We start from the raw sequence: 15,738 nt of genomic DNA, 5'->3' as shown, positions 1-15,738 counted from the left end.
TGCGGTGCTCATGGGCGGATACTCACCATGGCGCGGGGGCGGCGTCAAGGGTGGCCGCCGCCGCAACCCCGGCGACTACCCCAAGTGCTTCCTGAAAAACTCCGTCGCCCGGCCCCAGGCGAGTTCGGCGGCTTCGCGGTCGTGTACGGCCTGGCGTTGTTCGTTGACGAAGGCGTGCTCGGCGTCATAGCGGAATAGCTCCAGCGACTTGCCGGCGGCCTTCATAGCCTTCTCGAAGCCGTCGACCAGCTCCGGCGTGCACCAATCGTCCTTGTTGGCGAAGTGGGCCTGGAGCGGGATCTTGACGTCGGCGGGCTTGGCCGCCTGCTCCGGCGGAATGCCGTAGAACACGACACCGGCGGCAAGCTCCGGCACATGCACCGCGCCGATGATGGTAACGGCGCCGCCGAGGCAGAAGCCTGTCAGCCCGACCTTGGCGCCGTTGCGCGAGAGATATTGCGTGGCGCCGCGCACCGTCTGCGTGGTGGCATCCATGAAGTCGAGCGAGTTCATTTCTTTGCCGGCGGCGTCCGAGTCGTGATACGGCACCACCTTGCCCTTGTAGAGATCGGGCGCCAACGCATCGAAGCCCGCAAGCGCGAAGCGGTCGCACAGGCCCTTGATCTGGTCCGACAGGCCCCACCATTCCTGGATCACGACCACGCCCGGCGCGTTGCCGCGTGCAGCGTTGGCGAGATAGCCGGAGGCATCCTTGCCGTCCGGACGCTTGAAGGTGATGGTGGTTCCCATGGTGTCCTCCGATGGTTTCTGAGGGAGAGGCTGGCGGTATTTTGGCGGCTGGGCACGCGATAGGCAATCGCATCGAACAACACACGAGCGTGTCCAATAAAAAAGCCCCCTTGCGGGGGCTCCTTCATTCTCGTTTCGCGTCAGGCTGCTCAGTGCGAGTCGGCCCAGACCTTCTTCTTGGTGAAGTACATCAGGAACGCGAACAGGATCAGGAACACGAACACCTGGAGGCCGAGGCGCTTGCGCGCTTCCATGTGCGGCTCGGCGGCCCACATCAGGAACGTGGTGACGTCGTGAGCGTACTGCGCAACCGTCGTCGGCGAGCCGTCGTCATAGGTCACCTGACCGTCGCTGAGCGGCTTCGGCATCTTGATGGCGTGGCCCGGGAAGTACTTGTTGTAGTACGAGCCCTCCGGGATGGTCACGCCTTCCGGCACCTTGTCCTCGAAGCCCTGGAGCACGGCGGCGACATAGTCGGGACCCTGCTCCTGGTACTGGCTGAAGAAGTCGACGATGAACATCGGGAAGCCGCGGCCATAGGAACGCGCCTTGGTGATCAGCGACAGGTCGGGCGGCGCAGCGCCGCCATTCGCCGCACGAGCCGCCTGCTCGTTCGGGAACGGCGAGGGAAAGTAGTCGGCCGGCCGGCCCGGGCGCTCGAACATCTCGCCCTGATCGTTCGGACCGTCCTTGATCTTGTAGTCGGAGGCAAACGCCGCCGCCTGCGCCGCCGAATAGCCCGGACCACCGGCTTCCGCGAGGTTGCGGAAGGCGACGTAAGACAGCGCGTGGCAGTTCGAGCAGACTTCCTTGTAGACCTTCAGGCCGCGCTGGAGTGCACCGCGGTCATAGTGGCCGAACGGGCCAGCGAACGACCAATTGTTGCCCGGCGGCTTGGTGCCGCCTTCCTCGGCGCGGGCATCCTGCACGGTGCCGACGAACAGCGCACCGGCAGCGACGAGCGCGACCGCGATCGAGGCGACGGCCTTGCGGCTCTTGGCAAGGATCGCTTCCGAGATCGAGTTCGGCACCGGCCGCGGAGTCTCGATGCGCGACAGCAGCGGCAGCACGATCAGGAAGTAGGCGAAGTAGCAGACCGTCAGGACCCGGCCGGCGATCACGTAGATGCCTTCCGGCGGCTGCGCACCGAGATAGCCGAGCAGGATGCAGACCACGACGAAGATCCAGAAGAACTGCTTGGCGAGCGGACGATACTTCGACGAACGCGTCCTCGCGCTGTCGAGCCAGGGCAGGAAGCACAGGATGATGATCGCCGAGAACATCGCGATCACGCCCGCGAGCTTGTTCGGAATCGAGCGCAGGATCGCGTAGAACGGCAGGTAATACCATTCCGGCACGATGTGCGGCGGCGTCACGCCGGGGTTCGCCGGAATGTAGTTGTCGGCATCGCCGAGATAGTTCGGCATGTAGAAGATGAACCAGGCGTAGAGCAGCAGGAAGCAGGCGACGCCGAAGCCGTCCTTGATGGTCGCGTGCGGCGTGAACGGCACCGTGTCCTTTTCCGTCTTCGGCTCGACGCCGTCAGGATTGTTCTGGCCGGCGACGTGCAGTGCCCAGACGTGGAGCACGACGACGCCCGCGATCAGGAATGGCAGCAGATAGTGCAGCGAGAAGAAGCGGTTCAGCGTCGGATTGCCGACCGAATAGCCACCCCACAGCAGGGTCACGATACTCTCGCCGACGTAAGGAATGGCCGAGAACAGATTGGTGATGACGGTGGCGCCCCAGAAGCTCATCTGGCCCCAGGGAAGCACGTAGCCCATGAAGCCGGTTGCCATCATCAAGAGGTAAATGATGACGCCGAGGATCCAGAGCACCTCGCGCGGCTCCTTGTAGGAACCGTAATAGAGGCCGCGCAGCATGTGGACGTAGACCGCGAAGAAGAACATCGACGCGCCGACCGCATGCATGTTGCGCAGCAGCCAGCCATAGTTCACGTCACGGACGATCAGTTCCACCGACTTGAAGGCGAGATCGGCATGGGGCGTGTAGTGCATCGCCAGGATCACGCCGGTCAGGATCTGCATCCCCAGCATGAAGGACAGGATGGCGCCGAAGGTCCACCAATAGTTCAGGTTGCGTGGGGTGGGATAGACGACGAACGAGGAATGGACGAGACCAAAGATCGGCAGGCGCCGCTCGATCCATTGCAGTGCCGGATTGCTCGGCTGGTAGTCGGATGGTCCGCTCATGATGCGATCCTGAGGAAATAAAACGACGAGACGGTTCGAGCTATCGGAGGCGGGTCCGAAGCTCAGCCGATCTGGATTTTGGTGTCGGAAACGAAAGTGTACGGCGGCACGGCCAGGTTCGCGGGCGCGGGCCCCTGGCGGATGCGGCCGGACGAATCGTACTGCGAACCATGGCAGGGGCAGAAGAACCCGTCGTAATTGCCTTCATGGGCGATCGGGATGCAGCCGAGATGGGTGCAGATGCCGATCACGACCAGCCACTGATCGTGCCCGGACTTGACCCGGGCCTCGTCGGACTGCGGATCGGGCAGGCTCGCCACAGGAACGGCGCGCGCCTCGTCGATCTGCTTCTTGGTGCGATGGCTGATGTAGATCGGCTTGCCGCGCCAGAACACCTTGATGTCCTGCCCCTCGGCAACCGGGCTCAGATCGACCTCGATCGGCGCACCCGCGGCGATGGTCGAGGCGTCCGGATTCATTTGAGAAATAAAGGGCCAGAGCGCGGCCGCGCCCCCTACTGCTGCGGCTGCCCCCGTTGCAACGAATAAGAAATCACGGCGTGTCGGATGGTCCGCCGAAGACGCTGTCGTCACGATTCCAACCCTTTCTTCTTATGCAGCCGGTGGAACCACCCCAGGGGCCCCCAAGGTCCCCAGAACAGTCTGCCGGCGCCCGCGGCCCCCCGCGGCGGCAGAACTTCACTTGTCGCCGCCAAAACAAGGCGAAAACAGCAGTCCAGAATCGTTCTATTGGCACCCTTGCAGGGCGAGCGCAAGCCCGCTAACGGCGCGGGAGCGTGCAATGCACGAATTCCGCGGCCAGCGATGTTTTATTGAGACATTTCCGGCCCACAACCAACCCCGTAACGCCCATGCAGATCGCACTTTTCCAACCCGACATCCCCCAGAACACCGGGACGATTCTCCGCCTGTGCGCTTGTCTGGGAATCGCCGCCCACATCATCGAACCGGCCGGCTTTCCGGTCTCCGACCGGCATTTCCGCCGGGCGGGAATGGACTACCTGGACCATGTCAGTATTGCTCGCCACGATTCCTGGGCGAAATTCGAGGCATGGCGCGCAAGCCAAGGCACCCGCCTGCTGCTGTTCACCACCAAAGGCGCCACCGACTACCGCGATTTCCGTTACCAGACGTCGGACATCCTGCTATTCGGGCGCGAGAGTGCCGGCGTCACTGACGCGGTGGTCGAGGCTGCGGATGCGCGACTGGTGATCCCGATCACCGAAGGGTTGCGGTCGCTCAATGTCGCCATGACCGCGGCGATGGCTGCGGGCGAGGCGCTCCGGCAGGTCCGGAACCCGCAAGTTTAGAGATGACGAGGAGAGACCAGTGAGTTACGCGGTCAAGGAAATCTTCCTGACCTTGCAAGGCGAAGGCGCCCATGCCGGGCGCGCATCGGTCTTTTGCCGTTTTGCCGGCTGCAACCTCTGGAGCGGCCGCGAGGCCGATCGCGCCAGCGCCACATGTCAGTTCTGCGACACCGATTTCGTCGGCACCGACGGCACGCTCGGCGGCCGCTACGCCTCGGCGGTGGAACTCGCCGACACCATCGCCGCGCAGTGGACCGCAACCGCCGGCATCCGCTATGTGGTGCTGACCGGCGGCGAGCCGCTGCTGCAGGTCGATGACGCTCTGGTCGAGGCGCTGCACGCCCGCGGCTTCGAGATCGGCGTCGAGACCAACGGCACGCTTATCCCGCCTGAGGGGCTCGACTGGATCTGCGTCAGCCCCAAGGGCGGCAGCGAGCTGGTCTTGCGCCGGGGACACGAACTCAAGCTGGTCTATCCGCAGGCCCTCGCCGCGCCCGAGACGTTCGAGCGCCTCGCCTTCGAGCGGTTCTCGCTGCAGCCGATGGACGGGCCTGACGTCATCGAGAACACGGCGCGCGCGATCGACTATTGTCTGCGCCATCCGCAATGGCGGCTGAGCGTGCAGACGCATAAATCGCTCGGCATCAGATAGGGCTGAACGGACAGATGTGGGAATTGACGAAATCGTTCCGCTTCGAGGCGGCGCATACGCTGAAGGGAACGACCTTCGGTGAGGCGAGCGAAGAGATCCACGGCCACTCCTTCCGCGCCGAGGTGACGGTGCGCGGTATGCCGGACCCTGCGACCGGCATGGTGGTCGATCTCGGCCTGCTCCAGCGCGCCATCGAGGACGTGCGGTTGATGCTCGACCACAAGTTCCTCAACAAGATCGAGGCGCTGGGCGCACCGACGCTGGAGAACCTGTCGCGCTTCGTCTGGGAGCGGCTCGCGCATGTCGGCAAGCTCACCCGCGTCAGCATCCACCGCGACAGCTGCAACGAGAGCTGCACCTATTACGGTCCGCAAGGGTAACGACATGACATCGGCAATCGACCCGACCGTCATCGAAGACCGCAAAGCCCGCGCCCGGAGCTGGTTCGAGCATCTGCGCGACGACATCTGCGCGAGCTTCGAGCGGCTCGAGGACGATGCGCCGGAAAGCCTCTATCCCGGCGTGTCAGGCCGCTTCGCGCGCACGCCATGGCAGCGCACCGACCACTCTGGCGCAGCCGGCGGCGGCGGCGTGATGTCGATGATGTCGGGCCGCCTGTTCGAGAAGGTCGGCGTGCACTGCTCGACGGTGCATGGCGAATTCGCGCCCGAGTTTCGTGCGCAGATCCCGGGCGCGGCCGAAGACCCGCGGTTCTGGGCTTCCGGCATCTCGGTGATCGCGCACCTGCGCAATCCGCACGTGCCGGCGGTGCACATGAACACCCGCTTCGTCGTCACCACCAAGGCGTGGTTCGGCGGCGGTGCAGACCTGACGCCGGTGCTCGACCGCCGCCGCACGCAGGAGGATTCGGACACGCTCGCCTTCCACGCCGCGATGAAGGAGGCCTGCACGGGTCCGAACGGCGTTGCCGATTACGACAAGTACAAGAAATGGTGCGACGAGTATTTTTATCTGCCGCACCGGAAAGAGGCGCGCGGCGTCGGCGGCATCTTCTACGATTGGCACGACAGCGGCGACTGGGATGCCGATCTCGCCTTCACCCAGGACGTCGGCCGCGCCTTCCTGAAAATCTATCCCGACATCGTGCGCCGCAATTTCGCGACAAGCTGGACCGCCGAGGACCGCGAGGAGCAGCTGATCCGCCGCGGCCGCTATGTCGAGTTCAACCTGCTCTATGACCGCGGCACGATCTTCGGGCTCAAGACCGGCGGCAATGTGGACTCCATCCTGTCGTCGCTGCCGCCGGAGGTGAAATGGCCATGACGACGACGAAGCCCCTCCCCCGCGCGATGCTGATCGACATGGACGACACCATCCTGTCGGCCTATGGCCGGCCCGAGATCGCCTGGAACACGATCGCGGAAGAATTCGCCGAGGATCTCGCGCCGCTGCCGCCGGCGCAGGTCGCCACGGCCGTGCTGGCCTATGCGCGGCAGTTCTGGTCGACCGCAGAACCGGTCTGGCGGATGAAGCTTGGCGAGGCGCGGCGGCTCACGGTGCGCGGCGGTTTTGCCGCGCTCGCAGCGCGCGGCCATCGCGCCCTCTCCGACGATCTCGCCGATCGCGTCGCCGACCGCTTCACCAGCTATCGCGAGGAAGCGATCTTCGTCTTTCCCGGCGCGCATGATGCGATCGACGCCTTCAAGGCCCATGGCGTCAAGCTCGCGCTGGTCACCAACGGCGCTGCCGACATGCAGCGCGCCAAGGTCGAGCGCTTCGAGTTGACCCACCGCTTCGACCACATCCAGATCGAAGGTGAGCACGGCTTCGGCAAGCCCGAGGAGCGCGCCTATCTGCACGCGATGGAGGCGCTCGGCGTCACACCTGCGGACACCTGGATGATCGGCGACAATCTGGAGTGGGAAGTCGTGACGCCGCAGCGCCTCGGCATCTATGCGATCTGGCTCGACGCGCATGGCGACGGCCTGCCCGAGGGCTCGACAGTCAGGCCCGACCGCATCATCCGCTCGCTGACCGAGCTCGTGCCGGGCTGAAACGCGAAAACAACCCCATGCACAGTAGGCGCTGCTGCAAATTTGAGAGCTCTACGGATTTTTCGAAGAAGCATTGACCCGTCGGGCAAAACAGGGGCATGATGCCATCGTCGGGATGCTGGCGATGGAAGCCTGCCGCGTGAACTGCCTGCCGGCCCTTGCGCGCTATGCGCCTCTCCCCGCCCGTGTTCGGCTTGTCATGACAGATTGCTAGCATCGGTGCCGGGTCGATCAACACGAAAGGACACTCCATGGAATTGAAAGCCGGCGATATCGTCATGCTGAGATCGGGCGGCCAGCCGCTGACGGTGGCGGAGGTCAAGGGCGAGGACGTGCTCTGCCTCTGGATGGGCATGGAAGGCGATCTCTACCGCGAGACGCTGCCGCTCGCCACGCTCGTCCAGGTGGAAGAAGACGAGGAGGAAGAGGAAGACGAGGACGACGAGTAAATCCGTCGAGCCGCGTCCCGGCCGGTCCGGAGCCCTCCGTTCCGACACGCCTGATCTCCGCTCTCTGCCGATCCCAGCGACAGCGGAGATTGCCGGATGTTGCGGAAGGGCCGCCGCTTCAACGGAAGCGATGGGCCGATTGCAGACTACCAATCACCTACCGGCAGCAGCGACGTTCCGGCCCCCTCGACGAGCTTGAGACCCGGTGCGGGCTGATGCGGCCGGGTGAAAACGAAACGAGTTGCTGCCGGTATGTCCGCCCCGGCTCTGCCGTCTTGGCCGATGAGGATCAGTCCGGCTCCGCCATTTGCCACATTCAGAATGATGAGATCGCCGCCCCACGTCTTGATCGGCTCCATTCCGATGGTGAGGAATTCACCCATGGGCTGATCGAGATACTGGATGCGCAATTGCGGTCCCACCTCGGCCGCAGCAAGTTCAAGGCCGAGCGATCGAGCGCGTTCGTAAATGTTAGCCAAGGGCACGCCATCGGATGTGAATCCGAACTGGGCTGGTGATACGCTGACGAGCTCGACATCCATTTTTTGCGAGCTGACGGTGAACGCGGGCCGAGCAAGGATTTCGGCGGCCTGCCCACCGACGTTGCAGCCCTTGGCATCCAGCGCATCGCGTAGCCTCATCGGGTCGGCGAAGCTGCCGATTGTAATGGTCTTCCATGCGGCGATGTCGCGGGCGGACTTGATAGGCCGTTGGGACGTTTGGGTCGCGCTGGTCCTGAACTTGAGCTGGTTCTGCAATAGATCGCGAGCTGCGCATTGAGCCGAACCGGTGCTCGCGCATAAAATAGTGCAAGCTGCACATATCAGCGAAGCCACGACGCAATGACACACGCGTCCGGCGATCGAACGATCCCGACCTGCTCTGCGATCGTTGCTTGCCCTGCAATGGGCCCGGCCTATCGGAACAGACATGGCGAAACGCTCTTTCATGGCGTTTGACAGAAAGAGCCCGCCTCCGAGTCAAGGGGAAGAACGGAGGGAAATGACGTCCATGACATTTCCCGGCCGACTTTGAAAAGCGTCCGGAGGCGGAGCCAGGGGCCTCAAGTATTCCAATCTCGGCGGGCGGCAGTCCGTAAGCCTGGTCGCCCGCCCCATCACTCACAGGAATGATGTGGTTGGAGACGTACCATCACGGCCACCTCGCCTCAATGTCGAGCGTCCGCTTTTGGGTCACACTGTGAATGGCTCAAACGGGGTATATCGAACGGAGTATATCTCGTCTGCCATGCCTCACGGAACGGTCCGGCGTTGCGAACGCGGCGCCGGTGCATCATCCACGGACTGCCGGGCACCTTCTTCAGTGCGCCGTGTTTGATCGCCGGAGTTCAGCAAAGCGCCCAGCGATGAAGTCCAGAAGCGCGCGAACGCGATTGGGGACGAAGCGCCCGCTGGGTAGGAGAGCATGCAACGGATACGGATCCGTCTCCCATTCGGTCAGCAATCGCACCAGATTGCCGCTTTGCAGATCACGCCGTTGTTCAATCTCGGTCATGAAGATGATTCCCGCTCCCGAAACGGCCCATTCGCGTGCCAGCGAGGCGTCATCCACGATCCGGTCGCCACTGACCCTTACCATGGTCCATTGGCCGTTCTGACCGAAGCGCCAAGAGCTGAATGCGCGGCCACCGCGAATGAATGAGATGCAGTTGTGGTTCACCAGGTCTGTCGGCACGAGTGGCGTGCCGTGACGACTCAAATAGTCGGGAGAGGCGCTGACAACGGGATGCGCAGGCCAAAGAGGACGGGCCACGAGGCGAGAGTCGCTCAACTCACCGTACCTGATAACCAAGTCCACCTCATCTCGCAGCACGTCGAGCACGCGGTCGCCAACATTGAGCGCCAGTTTCACTCCGGGATGAAGGTGCAGGAACTCGTCAAACATTGGCATTAACACGGTCCGAGCCAGGTCCGACGGCGCCGAGACACGCACGGTGCCCACCAGCGCGCTGCGTTCGGCATCAAGCTGGGATTCCCCCTCGGCAAGCAGCTCGAACGCGCGCTGCGCATACTCCAGAAGGATTTGACCTGGCGGCGTAAGCCGCATTGCACGTGTGGAGCGTTCGAAGAGCCGCGTGCCGAGCTGAGTCTCGAGCCGCTTCAGCGTTGCGCTGGCCGCCGCCGGCGTGATGCCGAGTGCCTGCGCCGCCGCGGTCAATGATCCTCCGCTGACCGTGTGCAGCAGCACCTGGAGGTCGCCCACATTTTCAATTTTGCTTTGAAAGTGAAACATCCAGATGCCGTATTATCAAATTCATAGATGCTATCTACATTGCCTTCCATCGACATGGAAGGAAAGATTGCCATGAAAGCTGTCGGTTATCACACGAACCTGCCCATCAACGCGCCCAAGGCGCTCGAAGACGTGGAACTGCCGGCCCCGGTGCCCGGTCCGCGTGACCTGCTCGTGCGCGTGCACGCGGTCTCGGTCAATCCGGTCGACACCAAGGTGCGCGCCACCAGCGCGCCGGCCGCCGGCGAGATCAAGGTGCTCGGCTGGGATGCCGTCGGCGTGGTCGAGGCCGCTGGCCCGCAGGCCAGTGGCTTCGCTGTCGGCGACCGCGTCTGGTATGCCGGCTCGATCAAGCGCCCGGGCGCTAACAGCGAGCTGCATGCCGTGGACGCTCGCATCGTCTCGAAGGCGCCCAACTCGCTTTCAGATGCGCAAGCCGCGGCGCTGCCGCTGACGGCCATCACCGCCTGGGAGCTGCTGTTCGATCGGCTGCGCATCGTCCAAGGCGGCGGCGAAGGTCAGACGCTGATGGTCGTGGGCGGCGCCGGGGGCGTGGGCTCGATCCTGATCCAGCTGGCCCGGCAGCTGACCAAGCTGCGCGTGATCGCCACGGCGTCGCGTCCGGAGTCGCGTGAATGGTGCCTGGAGCTGGGCGCGCACGCGGTGATCGATCACTCCAAGCCGTTGTCGCAGGCGCTGCGCTCGGCCGGCATCGAGCACGTCGACGACGTGGCCTCGCTGACGCAGACCGGCACGCACTACCAGGAGATCATCCAAAGCCTGAGGCCACAGGGCGCGCTGGCCGTCATCGATGACATGGAAGGGCTGGATCCGATCGCGCTCAAGAGCAAGTCGCTGTCGCTGCACTGGGAGCTGATGTTCACGCGCTCGATGTTCGAGACGTCCGACATGCAAGAGCAAGGCGTGCTGCTCGGGCGCGTGGCTGACCTGGTCGACTTCGGCCGCCTCAAGACGACCGCCAATGCCGTCTTCGGCCGCATCAATGCGGAAAACCTGACCCGTGCGCATGCGCTGATCGAAAGCGGCAAGGCCGTAGGCAAGGTCGTGCTCGAAGGGTTCTGATTTCGAGCGCTCCGCATACGAGCGCCCAGGCGCACAACTTCAATTCTCCGCCCCCTAACGTCACCTCAAGGAAATTCATCATGGCTCAAGGCAACGCTACTCATACCCAAACCAAGGCTTCCATCACGCGTGACAGCGCGCTGGCGCTGGCCATCGCTGCGCGCGAGGCGGCCACCAGGGTCGGCCTGAATCTGGCCATTGCGGTCACCGACGAAGGCGGCCACCTGATCGCCTTCGAGCGTGCCGACGCCACGCCGTTCCTGGCCGCCGAAGTGGCCATCAACAAGGCTTGGACTGCCGCCTCCTTCGGCCTGGACACGATGATCTGGAACCAGGTCGTCGCTCTGCCGGCCACGGCTCCCTTGGCCAACCATCCGCGCGTCATGCCGGTGGGCGGCGGTGTTCCCATCGTGGTGGGCGGCCGTGTGGTCGGCGGCATCGGCATCTCCGGTGGCACCGCCCAACAGGACCACGACGTGGCAGTCGCTGCGCTCGAGGCCGCCGGTCGGGAGGTCCCCAAATGAACACACCCCTCTCTCAACCGATGTCGGCTCTGCCGCGGCTGTCTTTAGCAGCGCTCCGCGCAGGCCTGCGAAGACCCGACTTTCAACCTAAGTTGCAGGCCGTTCGCCTGCGTTCTTGATCCTCTGGAGGATGAAGTTCGCCGCGTCTTGATGGGTCAAGCCCTGCTCTGCAAGAAGCCAGGCGGCAGGGCTCTTCTTCTCGTAAAATATTGCGCTCAAGAGGTCGCCTCCGGACATGGCGCGATCCAGATGATAGTTTGCGCCTCCATCTGCCCCAAAGAGCCGGCCACCCTGATTGAAATTTGCTGACCAAAAGGACTTTGCCAATGAAGAGCATTTCGTCGGACATGATACCCGAGCACTTCTGGGGAATTCGATACGATCAAAACCACGACCCAAATACGCCGACGCTGCCAAGCATCTCCGAGAGCCCCAATTGCCAGAACTTTGCGTACAGTTTGCTCAAACACGTCGGATGTGAGGTCTCGCCGTTTCGGTCTAGCAATTTATGGCAGGACAGCAACGAGACCCATGTGGTGACAGACGAATTGAGAGCGCTCGATCTGTTGCTTTTCAATCGAACGAAAAATCCCTGGGGCGCGCACGTCGCACTTTATCTCGGCGACGACCGCGCCATCCATCTTAGCAAGAAGCAGTCCGAACCGGTCATCTGGCCGTTAGCCCAATTTCGAGAGCTTGCCGAGTATCGAATCTTCATCGGGGCAAAGCGGCTCCGAAGTATTGCCGTCTCGCCTTAAGCTAACGCTGAAAGTCAGCTTCGGGGCAAAGCCGACGGTCAGCTCATGGAGCGGCAAACGCCCGCAACGGGCCAGAACATTCGCGCAGCGATCTGGCGCGATGAGCGGACGTCCGTCAGACGCGGCGCAACTCCCATTAAGCGACATCCTGTGCGGGGTTGACGGACGCCCCATCCCATTGAAGCGAGCCGTTCCGTTGGTTAATTCATTGGGCATATCCCAAACCGATCCGCCGAACGGCTGTCGGAAACCATCGATCTCAGATGAGCGCGTGGGGTATCGTCGCGCTATTTGGCGTCGATCACGATGGACGCCGTGAGTTCGAGGTGTTTGTTGGAGCTAAGCAGCGCGTCAACCGCTACGGTCCAGTTGCCCGCAGCCGTCAGCTCGATGCCCTCGACACGCCAGTTGCCGTCAGCGTCCTGGACGGCGGCGCGCATGATCGGCTTGCTTCGGGGCGTCGGCGGGGTCAGGTTGAGCGTGATCTGCCGGACGGCGAGCGTCTTTAGATCGTCGCTCAAGATGTGAATGATGACCTTCGCCGGGCCGACGCGGCCCGGTTCGATCATGACGTCCGCCATGCCGTCTTCGCCATGGATGTGCTGAAAGCTGGCCTCGGCCGGGATCACGGCTTCGGCCGAATGATGATGGGCGTGGCTTCCGGGCGGCAACGTGCCCAGCACCGCGACAATGGCGATCACGGCGGCACCGAGGGACGCTTCGATTGTGGCGTTGCGGCAGAGCGCGCCTCGCGCGCGTTGAGCCGCTGTCAAATCGGCGCCGTCGAGCAGCTGGGGCGTGAGCCGCGTGCGATTGACGGCGGCGAACGCGACCATGGCTGCGAACAACGCGATCTTGATCAGGAGCAAGCGGCCGTACTCGGATCGGGTCAACGCCGGGATGCTGCCAACGAGATACCAGCTGTTGACGATGCCGGTGAACAGCAGGGTGGCGACGCTCAAGATGCCGAGCGTGGAGAAACGCAGCGTTGCGGTGCGCGCCGATGCCAGTGCGGTCACATGCTCGCCCGTCAATGAAAGCAACAGCGCAAGCGGAACGAGCGCTCCGAGCCACGCCGCGGCGGCGACCAGATGCAAAGCGTCGGCGACTGGATGCACAATGCCCTCGATGCCTTGGGCGCCGATCGCGTGGCCGGCCCAGGCCAATGACCCGACAAGCGCCGTGGCGAAAACGACTGCGGTCATCTTGAGCCAAGGCCGCACGGAGCCTTTTGCCGACGACAGCGGGACGAACGCGCCGGCGAGCATGCAGGCGAACACGAAACGTGCCACCCAGTCATTGCCAAAATCGGTCTGCGACAGCACTGTCCACAGCACGCCCTGCGTGTAGACGTTCGCGAGCGGTTGACCGCTCATCGATGCAGCTGTCAGAACCAGCCATAGCGCGCCGGACAGCAACAAAGTACCGAAGCTGATCCATACGATCTGCGCGACCCGGCGTCGAAAGGCCAGAGCGAGTGGCACCTCATTTGGTGCCTTGCGGAACGCCGCGTCAGCGATCAACACGACAAAGAAGGCGGTGCCCGCCATCAGCAGGGTAGCAGCGAAATGAACGCCACGCACGTAAAGCAGCAGATGGCCCATGTCGTCACCGGTCCGGGGGACTGGCTCTACTATTGACCGACCTGAAACGTGAAGCTGCCGTCCGACTTATGGGTATCCACCGACAGCACGTGCCAATCGACGCGGTAGGTGCCGCTGCCGGCCGGCCGCAACGAGACCGACATCTCGTTGCCGCTCACACGGGCCTTGCCGGTATCGACGCGCTGGCCGGCCGCGTCGGTCACGGTTACGCCGGAGAAGGCCGGCTCGAGTTTCTGGGTAAACCAGAGCGTGACCTGGTGCGGCGGAGTCGCGACCTTGTTGCCGACACGCGGCTCGGCATGATCCAGAAATGCGTGCGCCTGCGCTGCGCCGCTTGCGAGCACAAGCAGGAGGGGCGTGATGGCGATGAGAGATGAACGTGGCATGGTCAGTTACCTGGCAAAGGGGCTGGCGGGCTGGACCGAGCCGCCGAAGATCGGCTTGCCGATGCCGCGCGGATCGATGTCGTCGAGATACATGTGCAGTTGAGCGATCACACCGACATTGGTGCCGCTTTGGCGGTTGATCGGAATCAGCGCCTCGACGCCGACCTGAAACTTATTGCCGACCCAGATAACCCCGGGATTGATGGTCCCCGTGGTCGTTGTGCCCGAGGTCAGCGTGTTTGCCACCGGCGTCTGCAGGGTTGCTTCGACCAGCGGGACCAGGTGATTGATGAAGTCCGGCAAGCCGAGGTCCATCACGGCGGATTTCAGATAAGGCATGCTGTACTGGATGGTTCCACCCCAGTTCAGCACCCGCGGATGGAATTCAGTATCGGAGGTCAGCTCGCCCGTGTCCGGATCTCTTCCGAACGTCGTCGTGAAATTCCGGGCCGGGATCGCGTAGCCGACCTGGCCGGTGATCGCCACCGGCCTCAGCCACGGGAGCGTGTCCGGCAGGTCGCCGAATCCTTTGCCGAAAAAGATCGTCGGCGTGTAGGTGTTGAAGGGATCCGCACCGACATTCGCCGCGCCCGTGCCACCCCATTCGACGCTGAGGCCGACCGACATCACGAACTCGTGCACGGGGTCTTTGAAGACGCGATACTTGAACGTGGTCTCCAGGTTCTGAAATCCGTTGGCTCCAGGCACCGTCGGGTCTATCGGACCGAGGAAGGTGTAGGTCGTCCCAAACGAGATCGCGAAGTCTTCCGTGATACGCTTGGAGAATTCGGCCGATACATCGCGCTGGCGAATGGGCGGAACGTCGCCTGTCTTGAAGCTGTCGACCGTCGGAAGCGACAGCTCATCGTTGACGCCGGGATCATCGATGCCGAGTGTGGCGGGAAAGAAGCGATTGCCCACGATTTCATGAGCGCTTCCCGAGAGAGGAACAAGCGCAACAGCGAGCCCCGACAGGCCCTTACGCACGTGACGGATAGACATGAACATCTCCACAAACTTGAGGAGCAGGTGAAGTGGCCGACGGCCGCTCAGTTCACATCGCTTGCGGAGGAGCGCGCGCTGTGCCGGAGCCACCGCGTGCTGGAGAGAGATTGATTTCCGCCTCAGGCCAGATGAAGCGTTCGGGCTGGCTATCGAAGGTCACAAAGGCAGTGGCGTTCGGCGCATCAGCCAGGGTGCTGGTGTGGGTGACGCAGCAGATCGCGCAAGCACCATGAGAGGCGTGATGATCCGTTTGATCGCCTTGCGCCGGGCTACCGCCGTCATGGCAAACACTGGCCGACTGCAGCGGATCGGAAACAACAATCGCGGCCGCCCAGCAGGCCGCGATCGGTGCGAGGATCTGCACCGCCAACGCGATCAGCGCGATCGGCAGAAACTTTAGATATCGAGGCACGCTGTCCCCCCCTTGATCGCGCTATTAGCATCTCGGAACACGGAGTGTCGATACCGATCAGCCGCGCGGTAGCTGCACCACGCTTGCCGGCACCTGCTCAGGTGCACCCATGCGCGTGTCGACCGTCGCTTCGAATGGAGGCGACTGACCGACGATACTCCTCCCAGGAGGATTTGAGCGGGCAGCGGGAAGAACAGACGCTGCGGCCATCTCCGCGAAGCGCAGCCATGGGCCAAAAACAAACCACGGGCCCGCGCACGGTTGCGAGGTACCTGCGGGCATCTCTCGCCGCCTGTTGCTGCTG

18 protein-coding genes are annotated in these 15,738 nt (G+C 63.3%); 9 read left to right on the top strand and 9 right to left on the bottom strand.

Annotated features, from left to right (window positions below; all coding sequences use genetic code 11):
• Window positions 1–75: 75 nt before the first annotated feature.
• The 3 genes from BM222_RS06230 to petA form a co-directional block, all read right to left on the bottom strand.
• Complete coding sequence (locus BM222_RS06230) at window positions 76–750, bottom strand: dienelactone hydrolase family protein (RefSeq protein WP_092227412.1); 675 nt, start codon at window positions 748–750, stop codon at window positions 76–78.
• Between the two features lie 149 nt (window positions 751–899).
• Window positions 900–2,963, bottom strand: coding sequence for a cytochrome b/c1 (fbcH, locus tag BM222_RS06225; protein WP_092227411.1), 2,064 nt, complete (start codon window positions 2,961–2,963; stop codon window positions 900–902).
• A gap of 62 nt (window positions 2,964–3,025) precedes the next feature.
• A complete protein-coding gene (petA, locus tag BM222_RS06220) occupies window positions 3,026–3,556 on the bottom strand; it encodes a ubiquinol-cytochrome c reductase iron-sulfur subunit (RefSeq protein ID WP_092227410.1) in 531 nt (176 codons plus the stop codon).
• A gap of 278 nt (window positions 3,557–3,834) precedes the next feature.
• On the opposite strand from petA, the gene BM222_RS06215 reads away from it, so the two are divergent.
• The 6 genes from BM222_RS06215 (at window position 3,835) to BM222_RS06185 (ending at window position 7,409) form a co-directional block, all read left to right on the top strand.
• On the top strand, window positions 3,835–4,293 hold the full coding sequence (locus BM222_RS06215) for a tRNA (cytidine(34)-2'-O)-methyltransferase (protein ID WP_092227409.1): 459 nt from the start codon (window positions 3,835–3,837) through the stop codon (window positions 4,291–4,293).
• 19 nt (window positions 4,294–4,312) lie between these two features.
• Complete coding sequence (gene queE / locus BM222_RS06210) at window positions 4,313–4,945, top strand: 7-carboxy-7-deazaguanine synthase (RefSeq protein WP_092227408.1); 633 nt, start codon at window positions 4,313–4,315, stop codon at window positions 4,943–4,945.
• A 14-nt stretch (window positions 4,946–4,959) separates the two neighbouring features.
• Window positions 4,960–5,325, top strand: coding sequence for a 6-pyruvoyl trahydropterin synthase family protein (locus BM222_RS06205; RefSeq protein ID WP_092227407.1), 366 nt, complete (start codon window positions 4,960–4,962; stop codon window positions 5,323–5,325).
• Window positions 5,326–5,329: 4 nt separating this feature from the next.
• Window positions 5,330–6,229, top strand: coding sequence for an oxygen-dependent coproporphyrinogen oxidase (hemF, locus tag BM222_RS06200; RefSeq protein WP_092227406.1), 900 nt, complete (start codon window positions 5,330–5,332; stop codon window positions 6,227–6,229).
• Window positions 6,220–6,960, top strand: coding sequence for an HAD family hydrolase (locus BM222_RS06195; protein ID WP_092227405.1), 741 nt, complete (start codon window positions 6,220–6,222; stop codon window positions 6,958–6,960). Before hemF ends, BM222_RS06195 begins: the two co-directional genes overlap by 10 nt.
• A gap of 251 nt (window positions 6,961–7,211) precedes the next feature.
• Complete coding sequence (locus tag BM222_RS06185) at window positions 7,212–7,409, top strand: DUF2158 domain-containing protein (RefSeq protein ID WP_092227403.1); 198 nt, start codon at window positions 7,212–7,214, stop codon at window positions 7,407–7,409.
• A gap of 146 nt (window positions 7,410–7,555) precedes the next feature.
• Here the strand turns inward: BM222_RS06185 and BM222_RS06180 are convergent, their stop codons facing one another.
• Together BM222_RS06180 and BM222_RS06175 are read right to left on the bottom strand one after the other, a co-directional pair.
• Window positions 7,556–8,167, bottom strand: coding sequence for a hypothetical protein (locus BM222_RS06180; protein ID WP_177243038.1), 612 nt, complete (start codon window positions 8,165–8,167; stop codon window positions 7,556–7,558).
• 562 nt (window positions 8,168–8,729) lie between these two features.
• Window positions 8,730–9,662 (bottom strand): LysR family transcriptional regulator, encoded by a 933-nt coding sequence (locus tag BM222_RS06175; protein ID WP_092227402.1) that lies wholly within the window; start codon window positions 9,660–9,662, stop codon window positions 8,730–8,732.
• Window positions 9,663–9,734: 72 nt separating this feature from the next.
• On the opposite strand from BM222_RS06175, the gene BM222_RS06170 reads away from it, so the two are divergent.
• The 3 genes from BM222_RS06170 to BM222_RS06160 all read left to right on the top strand — a co-directional run bounded on the left by BM222_RS06170 (window position 9,735) and on the right by BM222_RS06160 (window position 12,027).
• On the top strand, window positions 9,735–10,745 hold the full coding sequence (locus tag BM222_RS06170; protein ID WP_092227739.1) for a zinc-binding alcohol dehydrogenase family protein: 1,011 nt from the start codon (window positions 9,735–9,737) through the stop codon (window positions 10,743–10,745).
• A gap of 80 nt (window positions 10,746–10,825) precedes the next feature.
• Window positions 10,826–11,269 (top strand): GlcG/HbpS family heme-binding protein, encoded by a 444-nt coding sequence (locus BM222_RS06165; protein WP_092227401.1) that lies wholly within the window; start codon window positions 10,826–10,828, stop codon window positions 11,267–11,269.
• A 326-nt stretch (window positions 11,270–11,595) separates the two neighbouring features.
• Window positions 11,596–12,027, top strand: a complete 432-nt coding sequence (locus BM222_RS06160) for an NlpC/P60 family protein (RefSeq protein WP_092227400.1) — start codon at window positions 11,596–11,598, stop codon at window positions 12,025–12,027.
• Between the two features lie 287 nt (window positions 12,028–12,314).
• Here the strand turns inward: BM222_RS06160 and copD are convergent, their stop codons facing one another.
• Genes copD through BM222_RS06140 form a run of 4 tightly spaced genes read right to left on the bottom strand, consistent with a single transcriptional unit; the run spans window position 12,315 to window position 15,386 of the window.
• Window positions 12,315–13,631 (bottom strand): copper homeostasis membrane protein CopD, encoded by a 1,317-nt coding sequence (gene copD, locus BM222_RS06155; RefSeq protein WP_092227399.1) that lies wholly within the window; start codon window positions 13,629–13,631, stop codon window positions 12,315–12,317.
• A 29-nt stretch (window positions 13,632–13,660) separates the two neighbouring features.
• On the bottom strand, window positions 13,661–14,017 hold the full coding sequence (locus BM222_RS06150) for a copper resistance CopC family protein (RefSeq protein WP_092227398.1): 357 nt from the start codon (window positions 14,015–14,017) through the stop codon (window positions 13,661–13,663).
• A gap of 6 nt (window positions 14,018–14,023) precedes the next feature.
• The gene (locus BM222_RS06145) at window positions 14,024–15,019 is read right to left on the bottom strand and encodes a hypothetical protein (RefSeq protein ID WP_092227738.1); all 996 of its coding nucleotides are present in this window, start codon (window positions 15,017–15,019) and stop codon (window positions 14,024–14,026) included.
• A 52-nt stretch (window positions 15,020–15,071) separates the two neighbouring features.
• Window positions 15,072–15,386, bottom strand: coding sequence for a DUF2946 family protein (locus tag BM222_RS06140; protein WP_244547033.1), 315 nt, complete (start codon window positions 15,384–15,386; stop codon window positions 15,072–15,074).
• Window positions 15,387–15,738 lie beyond the last annotated feature (352 nt).

This window comes from Bradyrhizobium sp. Gha (genome assembly GCF_900113735.1).
Taxonomy (GTDB): domain Bacteria; phylum Pseudomonadota; class Alphaproteobacteria; order Rhizobiales; family Xanthobacteraceae; genus Bradyrhizobium.
Note: the sequence above shows the minus strand (reverse complement) of the source record. Positions and strands in the feature narration are given on the sequence as shown.

Coding starts and splice junctions, on each gene's coding strand:
- BM222_RS06230 (WP_092227412.1), bottom strand. CDS start 750: ATGGGAACCACCATCACCTTCAAGCGTCCGGACGGCAAGGATGCCTCC.
- fbcH (WP_092227411.1), bottom strand. CDS start 2,963: ATGAGCGGACCATCCGACTACCAGCCGAGCAATCCGGCACTGCAATGG.
- BM222_RS06215 (WP_092227409.1), top strand. CDS start 3,835: ATGCAGATCGCACTTTTCCAACCCGACATCCCCCAGAACACCGGGACG.
- BM222_RS06205 (WP_092227407.1), top strand. CDS start 4,960: ATGTGGGAATTGACGAAATCGTTCCGCTTCGAGGCGGCGCATACGCTG.
- hemF (WP_092227406.1), top strand. CDS start 5,330: ATGACATCGGCAATCGACCCGACCGTCATCGAAGACCGCAAAGCCCGC.
- BM222_RS06195 (WP_092227405.1), top strand. CDS start 6,220: ATGGCCATGACGACGACGAAGCCCCTCCCCCGCGCGATGCTGATCGAC.
- BM222_RS06185 (WP_092227403.1), top strand. CDS start 7,212: ATGGAATTGAAAGCCGGCGATATCGTCATGCTGAGATCGGGCGGCCAG.
- BM222_RS06175 (WP_092227402.1), bottom strand. CDS start 9,662: ATGTTTCACTTTCAAAGCAAAATTGAAAATGTGGGCGACCTCCAGGTG.
- BM222_RS06170 (WP_092227739.1), top strand. CDS start 9,735: ATGAAAGCTGTCGGTTATCACACGAACCTGCCCATCAACGCGCCCAAG.
- BM222_RS06165 (WP_092227401.1), top strand. CDS start 10,826: ATGGCTCAAGGCAACGCTACTCATACCCAAACCAAGGCTTCCATCACG.
- BM222_RS06160 (WP_092227400.1), top strand. CDS start 11,596: ATGAAGAGCATTTCGTCGGACATGATACCCGAGCACTTCTGGGGAATT.
- copD (WP_092227399.1), bottom strand. CDS start 13,631: ATGGGCCATCTGCTGCTTTACGTGCGTGGCGTTCATTTCGCTGCTACC.
- BM222_RS06150 (WP_092227398.1), bottom strand. CDS start 14,017: ATGCCACGTTCATCTCTCATCGCCATCACGCCCCTCCTGCTTGTGCTC.
- BM222_RS06145 (WP_092227738.1), bottom strand. CDS start 15,019: ATGTCTATCCGTCACGTGCGTAAGGGCCTGTCGGGGCTCGCTGTTGCG.